This window comes from Streptococcus sp. 27098_8_148, from assembly GCF_041432105.1.
Lineage (GTDB): Bacteria > Bacillota > Bacilli > Lactobacillales > Streptococcaceae > Streptococcus > Streptococcus parasanguinis_AE.
The window spans coordinates 11,638-29,719 of record NZ_JAPVYY010000002.1 but is presented as its reverse complement, the minus strand read 5'-3'; the positions used below and the strand labels follow the sequence as shown (position 1 = coordinate 29,719).

Genomic DNA, 18,082 nt, shown 5'->3' with positions numbered 1-18,082 from the left:
TGCTAATTGGCTTAGCGTTTGTCAATGATTTCGTCCACTGGTAAGCGATAGCTTGGCTCTACTTTTTCAGCCGCATAACCAACCGTAATCAAGACTTCCGGACGGAAACGCTCTTCGATGTCCAATACTTCATTGATTTTTGATTTATCAAATCCCAAGATAATATTGGTTCCAATGCCTTGGTCCGTCAAAGCAAGTACCAAGTTCATGGCCACAAGACCGGCATTCAAAGCCAAGTAATCACTTGTTTGTTGGGCATCATAGCGCGCAAATTCAGCAGGAAGATTTTGCATAAAGTATTGCAACTGCTCGTCTGTGAAGTTTTTCACTCCACCGACACGCGCAATCTTGCGAGCCCGTTTTTGCAAATCAGTATCTGTAAAGAGGGCGATGGTCACAGGTGCTTCCATGACTTGGTCATAGTTTGCACCATAGGCTAATTTTGCCAATTCAGCATTTTTTTGACGAACGACCACAAATTTCCAAGGCTGGCTATTGTGGGCGCTAGGGGCCAAGGTGGCGATCTCAATGGCAGTCCGTACATCCTTTGGATCGACCGGTTGATCAGTGAAATGCTTGATCGCATGGCGTTTTTTATTGAGCTCTAGAAATTTCATAAGCTTCTTCCTTTTCTATTTCTGTTACCTCTATTTTAACACAAAATGAAAGAGCTTGCAGGGTTTTACAGCCTAAGATTGTGAAAAAAGAAGCGGACATTTTGAAGATCCGCTTCTTTTTTATAAGTTGAATACACAAGAGATCTATCTATGATTCATTGGAAAGATTGAAATAGGTAGCTACTTCTTTGCCATAACCGTATTTCTCAATTAAGCTAGTTAGGAGCTCGATGTTATGGCCTCGATAGTTATCCTCGTGTCTCAATTCTTCGTACATCTCAATAAAGGGAAGGCCCTTGTCCTTGGCATCTTGGAGCTCTGCTTCATAGTCATAGGCTACCTTCCGGAATTGCAGGTTGGTCACCCCATCTTCTTCGACATCGATCAGAGTATACTGGGCCCTGTGGTTTTGAATTGGTTCCCAGTCGAAATATGGCATGCCAATAGTCCCTGGATTAAGAATCTGCTGGCCCTGACTGCCATAGCGAAGCAACTGCTTGTGAACATGACCGTAGATCGCCATATCCGTCTGGTCATCCAGCAATTGGTCAAAGTTCTCCGTCACATTTGCTGGACGCAAGTCTCCACCATAATTCTTTTCTGGCAAGTTGTGGGTCAGTGAAAAACGAATACCATTGACCTCCTTCTTCTCTACCAATGGAAGCGAACGAAACCAATCGATCCGCTTAGGATCTAGTCCTTCCATGAGGTACTGAGTGAGGCGAAGAAGTTGGATCTCCTGCGGATCCTCTAACCCGTACTCGCCATCCAAGGCCTCTAGGACACAATCATCCCAATTTCCTCGAACAGCCGCTGTAATCGGAATCTCATCCAGCAACTCAAAAAGGTCCTCTCTTCCAGGCCCCGGAAGCAAAATGTCTCCTAAAAGCCAGTATTCCGTTGTGCCTAGAGCACGCGCATCCGCAATCACTGCCTCCAGGGCTGTCGTATCTCCGTGTATATCAGATAAAATGGCGATTCGATGGTTCATATCTACTCCTTTATGGATTGAAAAATCTGTGTGCCTTAAGTATAACAAAAACGAGCAAAAATAAAAAATGTGATCACACTTGGATATCACATTTTAAACGACCAGTCATCATTTGATTTCAAAACCATAAAAATATTTTCTTCCTTCGACCCAGTCTCGCTTGGAAACATCTTCAATGTAATCAATCATATTATCGATATCTTTTCTTGAAATTGTTTCGTTAACTTTTACTGGAACCCTTTTACCAGTAAATGTAGAAAGGAGAGTAGATTGAAGGTATTTATGAAACTTACCTTCAACTTGGATACCAGTATACAATGAAGTCATGATTTCCTTAGCAAACATTCCCGGAAAGACAGGAGAGCCCTTATAGTAATAGGTATCTGGTTCTTTCTGTTCGCTTACTAGCGACCATAATTCTTCAACCTCTTCTTCGGTTGCTTCCTCCGTCGATAATTTCTGATCATAAAAATAATCATCCAATGCATCTTGGATCGCATATTCAATGTCTGAATCGCTATCTTCCCACTCGTCCCAAAGTGCAAGCAAATAAGGGACTACTTCATAGGACATCGTGTCCACAGCACCAGTGACAAATGTAAAAATAGCAAATTCTGACACATCGGATAAACATCTAAGATTGGAAACATCCCTTAAATCTTCATTGGTGCATACCGAGCAAAACAATCGAATACACAAATTTAAGACAGATTCATCTTTCGTTTGATTCATCAGTTCAATCAACAATGGTTTAACTGAAAAATCCCCCTTTTTTAATATCTCTGCAATCAGTAAAATACATTCTTTTTCATCAGAAATAGACTCTAGATTAGTTTTCAACTCTTTAAGAGACAAAGGACTAACCCCACCAAAATCTACTCCTGTCAGTAGTAAGTTATTTTCCATCAAACCTAAAATCCATTCGTTCCTATTGTATTTTAAGACGTGTGATCACATCTCGCCCCGCCTAAATCAGCATACAATAAAACTAGTATAACAAAAATGAGTACAAAACGTGAAAACCATCCACATGAATATGAATGGTTTAGACTATATTATAATAAGGTTCTAGAATGAACTAGATATTCCCTTCATCATCGGCTTCTTCATCCTCTACAACCTCTACATTCAAGTAACCATTATCTAGGTATTCTTCATGAGTGATTTCACCGCTATGATACATAAATTGCTTATTTAATTTTATGGACATTTGATTAAATTCTGAAAAGCTATCTGCTAATCCGTCTAGAGCCAAAAAGACATCTACAAAACCAGTTGTATAATCTTGATCTTTTGATGAAGAAATCTTATCTTTCTTTTTGTCTAACAAGGTAATTCCATTTTTTAATTGCTCCAAGTAGTCTTCTATTTCATTCTCACAAGTTTTTAAATCAATAAGATATTCAGAATTATCTATATGCTGTTTAATATTTAATTGTTCAAAAAAATCGATATATTGTCTTATTAGTTTGCTTACTTCAATCATTTATTTAGTCTCCGCCCTGCTCCTAATTTGGTCTTCATTTTGTTTATTGTACCGTCAATATTTATTACTTTTTTAAATTCTCCATTCGACTTAAATACTTCCAAATGGTCTTTATGCATACCATCTAAATATATCTGATCACCTTTTTTAAGCCCAGGAATACTCTTATCTACTACTTCATAAATAGTTTGTCCATCATATCGCTTCTTTGTCTTTCTCACCGAACTTTTTTACTGTTCACCAAAATCCGTCTCAAAAAATTCTTGCATATTATTAACTGGTGTAGGAATCGATCTTCCCCCACCTCTACCTTCAAATGCTGCAATCTTCTGTTTGTGATCGACTGAGATTTGTTGGATGCGATCGGCGAAATCATCTATCTTCGTTGAGACGTTAGACTTTGGTAGATTAACATTTCCATCCCCTGCAAGAGCAAAGGCAGGTTGACGTTGATTTCCAATGGAATCCATCATGTTTTGAACATTTTGTCGACCTGTTTCCATCGCATCATTGAAGTTCCGAATCATTGAAGTTCCGAACTTTATTGGAAGCGCTTCTGCTCCTGCTGCAACAGTTTTGTTCTTCACATTTGAAACACGGTTCTTGAAGTTATCAAAAGCTTCTCCAGCTTGAACCTTGACATCACCCACCTTGGTCTTAACTTCCGTCCAAGTTGTTTTGACACGATCTTTAATACTAGCCTTAAAGCTAGTCGCTTCCCCACTGTGGATGTTCACATTAGCTGCTTGACTTGCTCTATAGGATTTGTATTTATTCCCGAGGTGACCAGTAGCTGACTGGTAAAAAAGTGTTAGAAGTTTAAATCAAGTATAACAAAAACTCACAAAAATAAAAAATGCGATAACACCTTAGTTACCACATTTTGGCATGGAACGAGCCTGATGGCCAATTGAAATTTTTAAATTATTGATTTTTAGCAATCTTTATAAATGCTTGTTTAAAATCCTCATACATTTCAAAAGCAATTTTCATAACATCCCGAAAATCAATATAATCAGAAATAACTGGATCTAGAATAATATACTCTCTAGAAATTAGCCATTTCAAAGGGACTACCCATGATGACTTTATCTCCTTCATATATGACCCAAATCAATTCCAATCTACCATGTTCAAAAACAAAATGAAAACCAAAACGAAAATTCTCAACTTGCTGCAAGTTAATATGGAAAAATCGTTCTCGCTTATCATATTGAACTTCATAGCCCAATGACTCTACGATTTCCAATAAATAATCAAGCTCTTGACCCTCTGGTGTCCTATCTTTACTGCAAGTCTTTTGCGGACTCCGCCACTTCCATCAATGGACTTGCTTCTTCCTGCTTTCCTTGATGGAGCTTGGCTTGCACCGCCTCCGCGACTGCTCGTGGGATGCCAACTGTGACGATCTCTTCCACAGTAGCTTCTTTGATCTTGGTCAGTGACTTGAAGTGTTTCATCAGCAACTGCTTGCGTTTTGGTCCCAAGCCTTCGATCTCATCCAGCTGGGAGGAGAAGGAATTCTTAGACCGAAGCTGGCGGTGGAAGGTGATGGCGAAACGGTGGACCTCATCCTGGATCCGTTGCAGGAGGAAAAATTCCTGCGAGGTTCGAGAAAGTTCGATGACTTGGAGAGGATCACCGAAGAGCAATTCATGGGTTTGGTGCTTGTCATTCTTTTGCAGGCCTGCGATGGGAATGTCCAGCCCCAACTCTTCTTGGATGACTTGCTTAGCGACATTAACCTGGCCCTGACCCCCATCGATGACGATTAGATCTGGTGGCGTCAAGCCATCCCGCATGACCCGACTGTAGCGTCTGCGAATGACCTCCCGCATGCTGGCATAGTCATCTGGTCCGACAACGGTCTTGATCTTGTACTTGCGGTAGTCCTTTTTACTTGGCTTCCCATTGACAAAGACCACCATGGCAGAAACGGGACTGGTCCCCATGATGTTGGAGTTGTCAAAGGACTCAATACGCACAGGAGTTGGGATTTGCAGGAGTTTTCCAAGGTTTTCAATAGCACCTTGGGTCTTCTCCATGGATTTTTCAAGGAGATTGAACTTCTGCTCCAGACTGACACGCGCATTTTTAATAGCCAGATTGACCAACTGCTTCTTCTCCCCACGCTGGGGCTTGAGGACCTTGGTATCCACTAGGGCCTTGACCGCTTCCTCATCGATATCCTGAGGGATCAGGATTTCATTGGGGATCAGGTGGGATTTCTCCTGGTAAAACTGCCCCACATAGGTCAAAAAATCCTCGTCCGGATCATTGTAGTAAGGAAAAAGGTTGACGTCGCGCTCGATCAGCTTACCCTGACGGACAAAGAAGACCTGCACACACATCCAGCCTTTGTCCACGTAGTAGCCAAAGACATCCCGGTTCTGCAAATCCTTAGCCATGACCCGCTGTTTGGTCCGCAGGGTCCCGATGGCCTGGATCAGATCGCGGTACTCGGCTGCCCGCTCAAATTCCATGTTTTGCGCAGCGGTATTCATCTTGAGCTTGAGCTCATCGATAATCTTGTCATCCTGCCCCTTGAGGAAGTCAGAAACCTCCTGGGCCATGCCCTTGAAATAGGCCTCGTCCTTGTGGCAGACTGTGTGAGCCATACACTGCCCTAAATGGTAGTAAAAGCAGACCTTGGAAGGCGGATTGGTGCACTTGCGGAAAGGGAAAATCCGATCCAAAAGCCTTTTGATCTCATTAGCCGCTCCTACGTCTGGATAGGGACCGAAATAGAGACCGCCATCTTTTTTGACCTGGCGCGTGATGATAAGACGGGGATAACGCTCATTGGTAATCTTGATGAAGGGATAGGACTTATCGTCCTTGAGCATGATATTGTACTTGGGCTTGTTCTCCTTGATGAGGTTGATCTCAAGAAGCAAGGCCTCAATATTGGACTCGGTAACGATAAACTCAAAATCCACAATCTCAGATACCAGGGCTTCCGTCTTAGTATCGTGGCTTCCTCTGAAATAGGACCTCACCCGATTGCGAAGATTCTTGGCCTTCCCCACATAGATGATGGTACCGTTCTTGTCTTTGTGAATGTAACAGCCCGGACTCGTCGGCAAGAGCTCGAGCTTGGATTTAATCAAGTTATTCATACTTTCTATTATAGCAAAAAAGAGAGGGGTTAGCCTCTCTCTAGTATGTTTGTATTATTGTTATCCACCTTCATCAAGTAAAAAATAATTATTAAATAGTATATCAGACCCTCATCCTCAATCCTTTATCTTCACTTGCCCTTTTTCATAGCAAAAAAGAGGGATCTAAAAGGATCCCCCTTTACTAGCAATCGATAAACTTTATCCTTTGAGATTAGCCATCTGAAAGATCGGAATCACATAAGGAACAATAGACATCAGGATAGTGAATAGCACGAAGAACCAGAACCAGAAGGACGCGAGGGCACGCTGGAAAACTCCCGGCTGAGGTTTATTGGCTTGAATATAAGCCTTGATAGCTGGCCATTTAGTCGCAAGAACCACTATCATGACAATGGAACCAATAGCTAAAACAGCAATTTGGAGCCAATTCGCTAGTCCCTCGTCCACATGATAGGCCACATAATGCAAGCCTTGGGAAATCACAAAATTATTGAAAATGTGATAGAAAATAGCCCACCAGATATTGTATTCAAAGGCAATGTAGCCGAAACCTAGACCAATGATACTTGCGAAAAAGAGCTGGTCAAAATTGGCATGGAAGAGACCAAACAAGATAGCCGTCATGACAATAGCAAAAATCTTCCCATACCGTTCCAAGCCTCGCAAGCCGGCCCCACGGAAGAAGAATTCCTCTGTGATAGGACCAAAAAATCCAGCATACAAGAGCATGGTCCATGATCGCTCAATCGTATCACCTAGATCGGGTGTTGGAGAATGAAGGCCAATGGTCTCAAACATGCGCTCAATCACTTGTGTCATCACAGATGAAAAGACTTGAGAAAAGCCAAGAAAGGCGAGAAGAATAAAGAAGACTGAAAGAGTCATCTTACGTCCCTTGTGCTTAAGATCATATTTATAAAGGGCCTTCTTGCGATAGGCATTAAAGAGAAAGAGTCCAATGGAAATAGAGATAAGGTAGGGAATACCAGCCCAAACATTCAGGGCATTGAGTTTTTCCGTTACTTGACTTGGATCTTTTCTGAGAGAGCCTGCTATGGTCAATCCAAGGAGGACTTCCCACAGGACGGTTACCAAGGTCATTACCAAGAGATAAATGGCAAGGGTCCCGGAATACCTTCCTATATCTTTTTTAGGGTCTAATAATCGGTTGTATTGGTTCATTTCTTCCTCCTAGAAAATAGATAAAAACTCGCACACATTCCTTCGTATAAGACAAAGAAAATCAAAAAGGCATGCATAAAGTAGTCTTCTGGTAATGCAAGAATAATCGAATCCACGCGCGGATCAAAGAGCCAAGTATTGTCCCCAGCAAATAAGACCTGATGAAAAAGCGTAAAGAATTGATCAAAACCAATTATAACAGCTATCACTGCAAGCACTACTGGTAAAACCATCATCCAAAAGAAGAGACTACGGTACAAGGTCAGGTAGCCTTTTTTGACGACTGTCCGCATAAACTGGATAAAACCAGGTAGTGTGACCACGAAAACGACCGTCACTAAGTGAAATAGGTACTTGACGGCCTCAAAATGGTGCAAGCCATTTTTTGAAGAGGGGAATTGAGGCATCTTCAACACCCATTGAAAAGGATTGGTCAAGTAGTTCATCAAGACATTAAAATTCTTCATGATGGCAGAAGCCGAATAACCAGTCCGGCTTTGAATCCCCAACCAATGAATTTCCATGGGATAGAGGGCCCAAGCGAGAGCAATGGTAAGAAGGATTGCAGCTGACAAGATAAAGAAAAATAGGTTAATTGATTTCAGACTTTTAAGCATCAAAATCCCACTCCGCTAGACTGGCAACAACATGTGTCGGTGCGATTGGTAAGGTTGACACTTCTTCTGGTTTGGTAAAACCTGTCGTCACCAAAAGGGTTGGAATCCCATTGTCAATACCTGCACGAATATCTGTTAAATAATTGTCCCCGACCATAACCACTTCTTCTCTTTCAAGCCCCAAGTGTTCAATGGCCTTATCCATAATGATGGCCTTTGGTTTGCCAATGATCACTGGCTTGACCCGTGTCGCTGCTTCGACAAGGGCAATCAGGGATCCTGCACCTGGCAGCAAGCCACGCTCCGTTGGGATATTAAGGTCAGGGTTGGTCCCTATAAAGTGCGCTCCCTTTTGAATCGCCAAGGTTGCTTTAGCAAATTTCTCATAATCCACTTGCCAATCGAGGCCAATCACCACATAATCAGGTGCTTCTTCATCGATAATATAGCCAGCTTCTTCAATAGCATCTTTGAGCCCCGCTTCTCCAATCACATAGACCTTTTTGCCCAAGTTTTGGTCGTTCATGTAGTCAATGGTCGCAAGGGTAGCTGTATAGATGGTCGACACTGGGGTTTCAATATTGAAGTGAGTCGCCAGCATATCCCGAACAGTCTCTGGTGTGCGGGTTGTGTTATTGGTGACAAAGAGATAGGGAATTTCACGCGCCTGTAATTCATGAACAAAAGCTTCTCCTGCTGGAATTCGTGATTTTCCTTTGTAAATGGTGCCATCCAAATCAATTAAATAGCCCTTGTAGTGCATTTATTCTTCCCTTTCTGTTTCAGCTTTTTCATACAACTTCTCTGTATCGACTCGTCCACCAGATCCATACAAGAGCAAGGCTCCAGCATAGAGGATAAATTGTAAAATCAAACCTGTAAAATTGATTCCTTGACTTCCTGATTGGGTAAACAAGAAGGAAGCCACCATGAGGATCACAATGGTCAATAACAAGCCTATTACAGTTGCCTGATCCACACTGATTTGATAAACCGTGCGCTTGGTGCTCCGGTTCCGGCCGTCTGACTTGGTTTCTGGTTGCAAATTCTCCACAAAATCCGTCACCAAGGTCGCAGCGAGGCTGACTGTTGTGCTAAAGAGCACGCCTTGAGACAAGCGGTGATAGAAATTGGACCAGAAGGATCCTGATTGGCTAGTAATCCCAATCGAGAAGATCATGACCGGTAAAAGAAAGGCCAAGGTGAAATGGATCCAGACCCGATACCAGCGTACATCTTCTCTTAAAAAGCGATTAAAACTCTCTAAATTCAAGCGATAGCGGAAAAATTTATAAATTTCCTCTACCAGGATGATGCCCAAAGCACAAAGAGTCAAGAGCCAATCTCCCAACATGTACAAAGGGTTCTTTTGACGCTTGGCATAGGCCACAACCCGTTTTTGATAGCTTTCAAGTTCCTGTTTTTTATTTTTTAATCTTCTACTTTCCATAAGTCCAACCCTTTTCTTCTACTTTTTCCCACTCAATTTCAGCTTGGGCATTGATCTGACCATCTGAAATAATTTGGTGCTGAGTTTTCAAGCCCTCTTGTTCATATTGAGAGGTGATGAGACCTCCTGCTAGCACTTCTTTGACATATTTCAGATGAACTTTTTTAGGGACATGATGGGTCAAGAAGTCTGCTCCCATCACCTCAAAAACCCAGTCCAAGTACTTGCTATTGTTGACATGTCCGTTCATATCCAAGTCGTAAAACCGAACCCGGTATTCTTGTTCGACGCCCCCCTCTAATTCCTTAAAACGGGGACCGCGTAGCATGGTTTTTGAAAATTCAGAGTCAAAGGCATCCGTGATTTCACTCATAACAGGATGAACCTTGCGTGTATCCCGATCCATCAAGACAAAGGTCGCGACCATCTCAATGATAGTATTTCCTGCTTCATCCTTGATATTAAAGGCCCGGTAGCAGAAAAGTCGATTGTGACTCTTGGCATAGGTTTCGATAGTGATTTTCTCATCAAAAACAGGGAGACGCTCGATCTTCATATTGTAATCCGTGATAATCCAGACTAGATTGTAGTTCTCTAAAATGTACATATCACTCATACCCAGCTCAATCGATTGCATGCCCGATACCTGTAAAGACAGCAAGATCAATTGGGGAATCTTAATATAACCATTGACATCGCTCATATCAAACGGAATTTTCATGCTGTATTCAAATGTTTTTGCCATTTTCTACTCCAAAATAAACTTCTCTGCTACAGTGTCTGCTAAAAAGAGACCTTTCTTGGTCATTCGTACAATGTCCTTGTCAGGGACCAACAGGCCCTGCTGGGTCAATTCCTCAACCACTGATCCATATTGTTGGTCAAAATTCACACCAAATTTTTCTTCAAAACGCTTCTTGGAAACGCCTGTTTTCTTACGTAGTCCTAGAAACATCTCTTCTTCCATCATTTCTGTCTGAGTCAGATGCTCTTCTTGGACACGCGCATTTCCCTCTTCGACAGCTTGCATATAGTGACGAATGGGGCCATGATTCTTGTAGCGAATCCCATCGACATAGCCGGATGCTCCAGCTCCCAGACCATAATACTCAGCATTGTCCCAATACATGAGATTGTGTCGACTTTCAAAACCAGGCTTGGAGAAATTAGAAATTTCGTAATGCTCAAAGCCCGCTCGCTCCAACTCCTGAATAATGTATTCAAACATCTCTGCTTCCAACTCCTCTTTTGGTAGAGGAAGCTTGCCCCGTCTCATGCGATTCATAAAGACTGTGTGATTCTCCAGAATCAAGCTATAAAGACTCATGTGGGGAATGTCAAGGGTACGAGCCTTAGCAACATTCTCTTTGACCTGGTCCATGGTTTGTGTCGGAAGCGCATAGATGAGGTCGATCGAAATATTGTCAAAACCAGCCAGCTTCAGACGGTCGATATTGTCATAAATGTCCTGCTCTTGGTGACTTCGACCAATCTTCTTGAGCAAGCGATTATCAAAGGTCTGCACGCCCAATGAAACCCGATTAACTGGCGAATCCTTCAAGACCGCAATCTTATCCGGATCCAAATCACCAGGATTGGCCTCGATCGTCAGCTCTTCCATCTGAGACAGATCAAGCGACTTGGTCAGTTCCTTGAGCAGATAGGCTAGCTGATCTGCAGATAAGGCTGTCGGTGTCCCACCCCCAATATAGAGAGTCCGTAAGTGTGTGATTTCTTCCCGACGAAATTCTTGGATCAAATGATCCAAATAAGCATCGACTGGTTGGTTCTTAATAAAGACCTTCGAAAAATCACAATAAAAACAAATCTGGGTACAAAATGGGATGTGGACATAAGCGGACGTTGGTTTTGTATGCATATCTTTAATTATACCATAAAATCCCCCCGAGTCCGAAAAGAAAAGGGAATAAGAAGCAAGGAATTCCTTGACATTAACGAATAAAAGGAATAGAATAAATCTAATCATATTCGGAGGTAAGGAGATATGAACAACTAAGTTTCGTTAAATAAAATACTTTATTTAGTGGACTGCTTGTTCTATCTCTTTTTGTGTACCCTCTTGCCTATTCTCCAACTTCTTGTTGGCTATATTAGATCTTTTTCTGTTTGGGTTCCACTTGAATACAGCTCTACTAAATAGGTAGAGCTGTTTTTTGTCCCAGTAGAAAGGAATCTTATGCTAAAACTATCCCACCTCACCATCCGCCATACAAAAGATTTACGCGATCTGGTTCGCGATCTGTCCTTAACCATTCATGAAGGAGAAAAAGTTGCCATTATTGGCGAAGAAGGAAATGGAAAATCTTCTTTGCTTCATGTCCTCATGTCCCCAAAATCCCTACCAGATTATCTGACAATAGAAGGCGAAATCACCACTTCCTTTCACTCCTATGCCTATATTCCCCAGTCTTTGCCAGAAGCATTGAAGGGAAAAACATTGGAAGAATATTTTTTTGGAGAAGACGAGCTAGACTATGCCACCCTCTACAGACTGGCTGATCAATTGCATTTTGATAGCGACCGCTTTGCAAGCGACCAAGCTATTGGAAGTCTATCTGGAGGAGAAGCCCTCAAAGTTCAACTACTTCACGAACTTTGTCGTCCTCATGAATTACTATTTTTAGATGAACCTTCAAATGATCTGGATTTGAAAACCCTGGACTGGCTCCAGCAGATGATTCAAACAAGCCCCCAAACCATCCTATTTATTTCCCATCATGAAGATTTTTTGACGCAGACGGCGGATACGATCATCCACCTAAGACAGATCAAACACCGCAAGGAGGCTGAAACCATTGTAGAGCACTTAGGTTATCAAGACTACAGTAGCCAGAGGGAGCAACAATTCAAGCAACAGACTCAGCAAGCTGCCAATGATCAACGAACCTACCGAAAAACAATGGAGAAGCATCGTCGCGTCCGTCAGCAAGTCGAAACTTCCTTACGAAACACCAAGGATAGCACTGCCGGACGTCTCCTAGCAAAGAAAATGAAGTCCCTCCTCTCACAAGAAAAGCGCTACGAGCGGGAATTCCAATCCATGACTTCCCAACCCTATGATGAGGAAGTCATCAATCTGCATTTCCCTCCCCTCACTCCCTTGTCTCCTAAAAAACGAGTCCTTCTCTTAGATCAGGAAGAGCTCACAATTGGTGATCGGGTCCTGGTCAAGGACCTCTCCCTTACTCTTCAAGGGCAGGACAAGATAGGAATTATCGGTTCCAACGGTGTGGGGAAATCCACTTTCCTAAAAATGATATGGAAAAGTCTACAGAAGAATGAAAGTATCCGCACTGCCTATATGCCTCAAGATTACACTGAACGCCTCCCTCTGACTCAGACACCCGTTCAATTCTTACAGCATTCAGGCGATCGTGAAGAAATCAACACCATTCAATTGCATTTAGCCTCCCTCAACTTTACCTATTCTGAAATGCACCATCCGATCTATGAACTTTCTGGTGGCCAGCAAGGAAAACTCTATCTCCTTCAACTAGTGCTCACAAGTCCCCAGTTTCTGCTCTTGGACGAGCCTACTCGCAATTTTTCCCCCACTTCCCAACCAGAAATTCGACGCCTTTTCGCAGACTACGCAGGCGGACTAGTCACGGTCTCTCACGACCGGACCTTCCTCAAAGAAGTCTGCCAAAAAATCTATCGTCTGACCGAAAATGGTTTGGTAGAAATAGAGTCGCTCTAACGTAAAAAAGATTGGCAAAAAAACCAATCTTGGAGAACGTAGAAAAAATGTTCTATTATACAAATCCTATAAAAATATATTAGTCAGTGTTATCCAATCCTCTATTGGAACTTTCCGCCGTGAGAAAAGTGCTTGAAACAGGATTGTTTCAAGCACTCGGGAGTTTTGAAGCCTTAGATTCAAAACTAAGTCATGGAACTTCTATGAAGTTCGCTGACGTCCGTTCTCACCTAAGGAAAGTTTCTAAGAGGACTATATCTTCAACTTGAAAGATTGGTAAAAACCAATCTTTTTCTATTCCTTCGCTGCCTCTTGTCCCATTTCTTGGGTACGTTTATAGGCTGCTTCCACTCCAGCAATGATGTCGCCCCGTATGCCGACTTGTTCCAGGCGATTGACTCCTGCAATAGTAGAGCCACCTGGGCTACAAACTGCATCTCGCAAGCGGGCTGGATGCTCGCCTGTCTCTAGGACCATTTGACTGGCTCCTTGGAAGGTCTGTGCAGCCATCTGCAAGGCTTGCTCTCGTGAAAGTCCTAATCCTACTCCTGCATCTGCCATAGCTTCAATCATCTGATAGACAAAGGCTGGCCCACAGCCTGCGACAGCAGTTGCAGGATCCATCAATTTTTCTTCAATTTCATAAAGAACCCCTGCTCCTGCTAAGAGCTGGCTCACTTTAGCTACCTGCTGGTCTGTCACTGCTTGGGAGCGGGCCAGACTGATAACACCTTGACCAATGGCCACAGGCGTATTGGGCATGATGCGAACGAGACCCACCTGGTCGTTCTGGATCACGTCAGCCATCTTTTCTAATTCCAGGCCTGCGGCCATGGACACTAGCAGGAGATTAGAGTGTTGAGCCAAGATTCCTTGATACTCTTCTAAGAGAGGACAAATCTGATAAGGTTTGACCCCTAAAAAGATTACTTCAGCCTCTTGAAAGACTTGTTCAAGATCAGACGCCGTTCCCCCATACTGGCTGATAAACTCTTCAACCTTTTGAGGGGAACGGTTGACCAAGAACAGGTCTGTGCTAGCCACTTCTTTTGCGACCGCTTTGGCCAGACTAGCTCCCATATTCCCAAGACCGATAAATGCTACTTTCATGACTTACCTCACTTGACCATTTCCACTGACGATATACTTGTAACTAGTCATCTCCCGCAGTCCCATCGGTCCACGCGCATGGAGTTTTTGAGTCGAGATCCCCATCTCACACCCTAGGCCAAATTGACCTCCATCTGTAAAGCGTGTAGACGCATTGACATAAACGGCTGCTGAATCTACTTGCTTGGTAAAATAAGCGGCTGTCTCAGAATTTTCAGTCACAATGGCATCCGAATGATGGGTGCTGTGGGCTTCTATGTGGTCCACCGCTTCCTCGACTCCATCAACAACCTTGACTGCTAAAATATAATCTAAAAATTCGGTATCAAAATCCTGCTCCTGCGCTGCTGTCCCCGAAATAATAGCCTGTGCGTCCTCATCTAGACGCAACTCAACCGATCTTTCCCGTTCATCCACTAAGCGCTCTTTGACCAAGGGTAAGAAATCAGACGCGATCGCTTGATCGACCAACAAGACCTCCATAGCATTGCAGACAGAGGGGCGACTGGTCTTGGCATTTTCGATAATCGCTAGGGCTTTCTGGAAATCAGCCTCCTTGCCCACATAGACATGAACAATTCCAGTTCCTGTCTCAATCACAGGTACAATGGCATTTTCAACCACTGCTTGGATCAAGCCAGCACCACCTCGTGGAATAAGCAAGTCCAGGTAGCCCTTGGCCTTCATCATAGCAAGGCTAGAAGCCCGACTCGTATCTTGGATCAATTGAAGAAGGTCTGGATTGAGTCCGGCTTCTTCCAATCCAGCCTTGAGTGCGGTCACGATCGCTTGGGCAGAATGAAAGGCATCCTTTCCAGTACGAAGAACCACTGCATTTCCACTCTTGATGGCAAGCGCTGCAGCATCCGATGTCACATTTGGCCGGCTTTCATAAATGATGCCAATAACACCCATGGCAACGCGAACTTTCTGGATTTCAAGACCATTTTCCAAGACTTCCGTATCCAGCACTTCCCCAATTGGATCTGACAAGTCTATTAAAGCACGAATTCCTTGTGCCATACCGGCAATCCGCTCTTGATCAAGAAAGAGGCGATCGAGCATGACTTCAGAGATCTTCCCGCGTGCCGCTTCCATATCGATTTGATTGGCTGCTAAAATGGCTTCCGTCGCTTTCAGAAGCTGGCTGGCCATTGCTTCTAAGGCCTGATTTTTAAGAGCTGTACTGGCCGTATTGATGCTTTTCTTAGCCGATCTCGCTAAGGCTAATTGTTCTTGTGTTGTTTCCATACATTTTCCTTTAGAATTCTGTAAAGAGTAAGTCAATCTCAGGAGTTACCGAGATCCAATCATCACGGTGGATGAGGATTCCCTTGGCTTTTTTAGATTGGAGCATATCGCGCACAGCCGACTGGCCGAGACGAACTTTCCCTTTCCCTAGTAATTGCCCTGACTCTTGATGATAGACGCTGACGATGTCTTGATAAGAAAAATCTCCTTCTGCCTTGGTCACACCAGAAATCAATAGACTCTTTCCATGATCCAACAGGGCTTCCGCTGCTCCAGCATCCACCCAAACGGCACCTTTGCTTTCTGCATAAAAGGCTAACCATTGCTTCTGGGTTTTTAAGCCCTTATCCTCTGCAAGGAAGTAACTGCCATCCGCTTGCTCTTCTGCTGCTTCAATCAAGGCATCAGACTTGAGAGACGAGCAAATATAGACAGGTACCCCTGACTCGGTCGCAAGGGTCGCTGCCTTGAGTTTGGTCAGCATTCCACCAGTTCCGTTGCTACTGCCAGCACCACCCGCCATCTCGATCATCTCACGGGAAATGTGTTCGATTCGATCCAAGCGCTTAGCGGTTGGATCCTGAGAAGGATTGGCTGTATAGAGGCCATCTACATCTGTTAAAAGCACCAAAAGATCCGCTTGAACCATGGCTGCAACCTGCGCACTCAAGGTATCATTGTCACCAACTTTTAACTCGGCAATCGAGACCGTATCGTTTTCATTGATGATTGGAATGGCCCCACGATTGAGCAGAACAGAAAGGGCCTGGTGGGCATTCTTATAACGGCGCTGATCCGCAAAGTCATCCTGGGTCAACAAAATCTGCGCAGAAACAATGTTGCGTAAGAGCAGGTTGGCTGTATATTCTTCCATCAGTAAGCCTTGCCCAACTGCCGCAGAAGCTTGCTTGTCTGCCACCTTGGTCGGCCGTTTCTTAAAACCAAGGGCACCAAATCCAGCAGCAACCGCCCCTGATGAGACCAAGATCAACTCATGGCCCGATTCGTGTAAGAGAGCCAACTGCTGCGTAATGACCTTGACCTTCTGTCTGGAGAGACTCCCGTCTGGATTGGTTAAAGACGAGGTCCCTACTTTAAAGACGATTCGTTTTGCTTTCATCGCTATGATTCTTTCTAATACTATTTATTTCGTATGTAATGAAAGTGACTGAATCTTCATTCAGCCATCTTCATTATCCTTTTCGAAGGTCTTCCAGCGTTTTCTCAAAGATCGCTGGTACTTCTGCTGTAAATTCCAAGGTCTCGCCTGTACGGGGATGGGTAAAGCCAAGTGTCCGTGCATGCAGAAACTGTCCTTGTCCTTTAAGTGTCTTCTTAGGACCATAAGCAGGATCTCCAGCCACGGGATGGCCAATATAGGCCATGTGCACCCGAATTTGGTGGGTCCGACCAGTCTCCAGTTGCAACTCTACCAAGGTGTAATTCCCAAAGCGTTCCAAAACTTGAAAACGGGTCACTGCAGGTTTTCCTTTAGCCGTCACCGCTTGTTTTTTCCGGTCCTTTTCACTGCGACCAATTGGTGCTTCAATCATTCCCCGATCGTTCGGAAGGTTGCCATGAACAATGGCCCAATACTTCCGTAGTGATTTTTTGTCTTTTAGTTCCTCTGCTAAGGCGACGTGAGCTTGGTCATTTTTTGCGACCATCAGGAGGCCTGAGGTGTCTTTGTCGATCCGATGAACGATCCCTGGACGCAATTCCCCATTGATCCCTGAAAGGTCCTTGACATGGTATAACAACGCATTGACCAAGGTCCCACTGGTATGACCCGCACTTGGGTGAACAACCATGCCTTGAGGTTTATTGACCACCACAACATCTTGGTCCTCATAGACGATGTCTAAGGGCAGATCTTCTGCTTCATAGCTGACCTCTTCCACTTCTGGGACTTCATACTGGATGATGTCCCCTTCTTTGACCGTGTACTTGGCTTTTTTTACAGCCCCATTGACCAGAACTTTTCCTTCTTTGATCTGCTCATTGGCCACAGTTCGTGACAAGGGAGTCAAATCCGCCAAAGCCTTATCCAGTCGCGCACCGGCTACTTCGATTTTAATTTCCATGCGTTTCCTCTTTCAACATCAGGATCAGGAGCAAGAAAACTCCAACTGTCAAATAGCTATCTGCTACATTAAAAATGGCAAAATTCATAAAGTCCAGGTGGAACATATCGACCACAAAGCCCTGACGCAGGCGATCGATAAAATTCCCCAACCCACCTGCAATAACCAAGGTCAAACCTGTCACCATCCAAAGCGACCCCTTGAGATGCTTATAGAGATAGTAAAAGGCCCCTACCATCACGACTAGAGTGATGAGGGTAAAGAACCATTGCTGATTTTCAAGAAGCGAAAAAGCTGCCCCTGTGTTTTGAAGATAAGTCAGACTGACCACATGGGGGATAAAAGACTTGACGACACCCAGTGGAATGTTCTTCACTACATACCATTTGACCAGCTGATCCAGTAGGACCAAAAGGACGATCGCTACTGGGACCATTGTTTTTCTCTTCAT

At 43.8% G+C, this 18,082-nt stretch carries 19 protein-coding genes; 1 reads left to right on the top strand and 18 read right to left on the bottom strand.

The window, feature by feature from the left end:
- Positions 1 to 11: 11 nt before the first annotated feature.
- The 13 genes from O3646_RS01510 to hemW form a co-directional block, all read right to left on the bottom strand.
- A complete protein-coding gene (locus tag O3646_RS01510; RefSeq protein WP_003001591.1) occupies positions 12 to 617 on the bottom strand; it encodes a nitroreductase family protein in 606 nt (201 codons plus the stop codon).
- Positions 618 to 765: 148 nt separating this feature from the next.
- The gene (locus tag O3646_RS01505) at positions 766 to 1,608 is read right to left on the bottom strand and encodes a metallophosphoesterase family protein (RefSeq protein ID WP_320909120.1); all 843 of its coding nucleotides are present in this window, start codon (positions 1,606 to 1,608) and stop codon (positions 766 to 768) included.
- Between the two features lie 108 nt (positions 1,609 to 1,716).
- Positions 1,717 to 2,514 (bottom strand): Imm47 family immunity protein, encoded by a 798-nt coding sequence (imm47, locus tag O3646_RS01500; protein WP_320909119.1) that lies wholly within the window; start codon positions 2,512 to 2,514, stop codon positions 1,717 to 1,719.
- A 172-nt stretch (positions 2,515 to 2,686) separates the two neighbouring features.
- Positions 2,687 to 3,094, bottom strand: a complete 408-nt coding sequence (locus tag O3646_RS01495) for a hypothetical protein (RefSeq protein WP_320909118.1) — start codon at positions 3,092 to 3,094, stop codon at positions 2,687 to 2,689.
- Positions 3,091 to 3,315, bottom strand: coding sequence for a hemagglutinin (locus O3646_RS01490; RefSeq protein WP_371610422.1), 225 nt, complete (start codon positions 3,313 to 3,315; stop codon positions 3,091 to 3,093). The genes O3646_RS01495 and O3646_RS01490 overlap by 4 nt, the downstream gene beginning before the upstream one ends.
- A 9-nt stretch (positions 3,316 to 3,324) precedes the next feature.
- Positions 3,325 to 3,831, bottom strand: a complete 507-nt coding sequence (locus tag O3646_RS01485; protein WP_371610421.1) for a hypothetical protein — start codon at positions 3,829 to 3,831, stop codon at positions 3,325 to 3,327.
- Between the two features lie 549 nt (positions 3,832 to 4,380).
- Positions 4,381 to 6,213 (bottom strand): excinuclease ABC subunit UvrC, encoded by a 1,833-nt coding sequence (uvrC, locus tag O3646_RS01480; protein ID WP_371610420.1) that lies wholly within the window; start codon positions 6,211 to 6,213, stop codon positions 4,381 to 4,383.
- 201 nt (positions 6,214 to 6,414) lie between these two features.
- Positions 6,415 to 7,398 carry a CPBP family intramembrane glutamic endopeptidase gene (locus tag O3646_RS01475; RefSeq protein WP_061590816.1) on the bottom strand — a complete coding sequence of 328 codons (984 nt, stop codon included), beginning with the start codon at positions 7,396 to 7,398 and terminating at the stop codon, positions 6,415 to 6,417.
- The gene (locus O3646_RS01470; protein WP_371610419.1) at positions 7,395 to 8,015 is read right to left on the bottom strand and encodes a TIGR01906 family membrane protein; all 621 of its coding nucleotides are present in this window, start codon (positions 8,013 to 8,015) and stop codon (positions 7,395 to 7,397) included. Before O3646_RS01470 ends, O3646_RS01475 begins: the two co-directional genes overlap by 4 nt.
- Complete coding sequence (locus O3646_RS01465) at positions 8,008 to 8,778, bottom strand: TIGR01457 family HAD-type hydrolase (RefSeq protein WP_320909984.1); 771 nt, start codon at positions 8,776 to 8,778, stop codon at positions 8,008 to 8,010. The genes O3646_RS01470 and O3646_RS01465 overlap by 8 nt, the downstream gene beginning before the upstream one ends.
- A complete protein-coding gene (locus tag O3646_RS01460; protein ID WP_320909983.1) occupies positions 8,779 to 9,465 on the bottom strand; it encodes a hypothetical protein in 687 nt (228 codons plus the stop codon).
- Positions 9,455 to 10,210, bottom strand: coding sequence for an acyl-ACP thioesterase domain-containing protein (locus O3646_RS01455; protein ID WP_254732417.1), 756 nt, complete (start codon positions 10,208 to 10,210; stop codon positions 9,455 to 9,457). Before O3646_RS01455 ends, O3646_RS01460 begins: the two co-directional genes overlap by 11 nt.
- Before the next feature lie 3 nt (positions 10,211 to 10,213).
- Complete coding sequence (hemW, locus tag O3646_RS01450) at positions 10,214 to 11,344, bottom strand: radical SAM family heme chaperone HemW (protein WP_320909982.1); 1,131 nt, start codon at positions 11,342 to 11,344, stop codon at positions 10,214 to 10,216.
- A 318-nt stretch (positions 11,345 to 11,662) separates the two neighbouring features.
- Here hemW and O3646_RS01445 point away from each other — a divergent pair, with 318 nt between their 5' ends.
- Positions 11,663 to 13,186: an ATP-binding cassette domain-containing protein gene (locus O3646_RS01445; RefSeq protein WP_320909981.1), complete on the top strand. Its 1,524-nt coding sequence runs from the start codon at positions 11,663 to 11,665 to the stop codon at positions 13,184 to 13,186.
- A 294-nt stretch (positions 13,187 to 13,480) separates the two neighbouring features.
- Here the strand turns inward: O3646_RS01445 and proC are convergent, their stop codons facing one another.
- The 5 genes from proC to lspA form a co-directional block, all read right to left on the bottom strand.
- Positions 13,481 to 14,296 carry a pyrroline-5-carboxylate reductase gene (proC, locus tag O3646_RS01440; RefSeq protein WP_368397521.1) on the bottom strand — a complete coding sequence of 272 codons (816 nt, stop codon included), beginning with the start codon at positions 14,294 to 14,296 and terminating at the stop codon, positions 13,481 to 13,483.
- A 3-nt stretch (positions 14,297 to 14,299) separates the two neighbouring features.
- A complete protein-coding gene (locus O3646_RS01435) occupies positions 14,300 to 15,547 on the bottom strand; it encodes a glutamate-5-semialdehyde dehydrogenase (protein ID WP_371610418.1) in 1,248 nt (415 codons plus the stop codon).
- 10 nt (positions 15,548 to 15,557) lie between these two features.
- Positions 15,558 to 16,667 carry a glutamate 5-kinase gene (proB, locus tag O3646_RS01430; RefSeq protein ID WP_155169619.1) on the bottom strand — a complete coding sequence of 370 codons (1,110 nt, stop codon included), beginning with the start codon at positions 16,665 to 16,667 and terminating at the stop codon, positions 15,558 to 15,560.
- 73 nt (positions 16,668 to 16,740) lie between these two features.
- Entirely contained in the window at positions 16,741 to 17,631 is an 891-nt protein-coding gene (locus O3646_RS01425; protein ID WP_195326810.1) for an RluA family pseudouridine synthase, read from the bottom strand.
- Positions 17,621 to 18,082 (bottom strand): signal peptidase II, encoded by a 462-nt coding sequence (gene lspA, locus O3646_RS01420; protein WP_003001852.1) that lies wholly within the window; start codon positions 18,080 to 18,082, stop codon positions 17,621 to 17,623. The genes O3646_RS01425 and lspA overlap by 11 nt, the downstream gene beginning before the upstream one ends.

Bases quoted from the DNA above. Each gene is read 5' to 3' on its own strand.
- O3646_RS01435 (WP_371610418.1), bottom strand. From the start codon at position 15,547: ATGGAAACAACACAAGAACAATTAGCCTTAGCGAGATCGGCTAAGAAA.
- proC (WP_368397521.1), bottom strand. From the start codon at position 14,296: ATGAAAGTAGCATTTATCGGTCTTGGGAATATGGGAGCTAGTCTGGCC.
- O3646_RS01505 (WP_320909120.1), bottom strand. From the start codon at position 1,608: ATGAACCATCGAATCGCCATTTTATCTGATATACACGGAGATACGACA.
- O3646_RS01470 (WP_371610419.1), bottom strand. From the start codon at position 8,015: ATGCTTAAAAGTCTGAAATCAATTAACCTATTTTTCTTTATCTTGTCA.
- hemW (WP_320909982.1), bottom strand. From the start codon at position 11,344: ATGCATACAAAACCAACGTCCGCTTATGTCCACATCCCATTTTGTACC.
- uvrC (WP_371610420.1), bottom strand. From the start codon at position 6,213: ATGAATAACTTGATTAAATCCAAGCTCGAGCTCTTGCCGACGAGTCCG.
- O3646_RS01455 (WP_254732417.1), bottom strand. From the start codon at position 10,210: ATGGCAAAAACATTTGAATACAGCATGAAAATTCCGTTTGATATGAGC.
- imm47 (WP_320909119.1), bottom strand. From the start codon at position 2,514: ATGGAAAATAACTTACTACTGACAGGAGTAGATTTTGGTGGGGTTAGT.
- O3646_RS01475 (WP_061590816.1), bottom strand. From the start codon at position 7,398: ATGAACCAATACAACCGATTATTAGACCCTAAAAAAGATATAGGAAGG.
- O3646_RS01510 (WP_003001591.1), bottom strand. From the start codon at position 617: ATGAAATTTCTAGAGCTCAATAAAAAACGCCATGCGATCAAGCATTTC.
- O3646_RS01460 (WP_320909983.1), bottom strand. From the start codon at position 9,465: ATGGAAAGTAGAAGATTAAAAAATAAAAAACAGGAACTTGAAAGCTAT.
- O3646_RS01425 (WP_195326810.1), bottom strand. From the start codon at position 17,631: ATGGAAATTAAAATCGAAGTAGCCGGTGCGCGACTGGATAAGGCTTTG.
- proB (WP_155169619.1), bottom strand. From the start codon at position 16,667: ATGAAAGCAAAACGAATCGTCTTTAAAGTAGGGACCTCGTCTTTAACC.
- O3646_RS01465 (WP_320909984.1), bottom strand. From the start codon at position 8,778: ATGCACTACAAGGGCTATTTAATTGATTTGGATGGCACCATTTACAAA.
- lspA (WP_003001852.1), bottom strand. From the start codon at position 18,082: ATGAAGAGAAAAACAATGGTCCCAGTAGCGATCGTCCTTTTGGTCCTA.
- O3646_RS01445 (WP_320909981.1), top strand. From the start codon at position 11,663: ATGCTAAAACTATCCCACCTCACCATCCGCCATACAAAAGATTTACGC.
- O3646_RS01495 (WP_320909118.1), bottom strand. From the start codon at position 3,094: ATGATTGAAGTAAGCAAACTAATAAGACAATATATCGATTTTTTTGAA.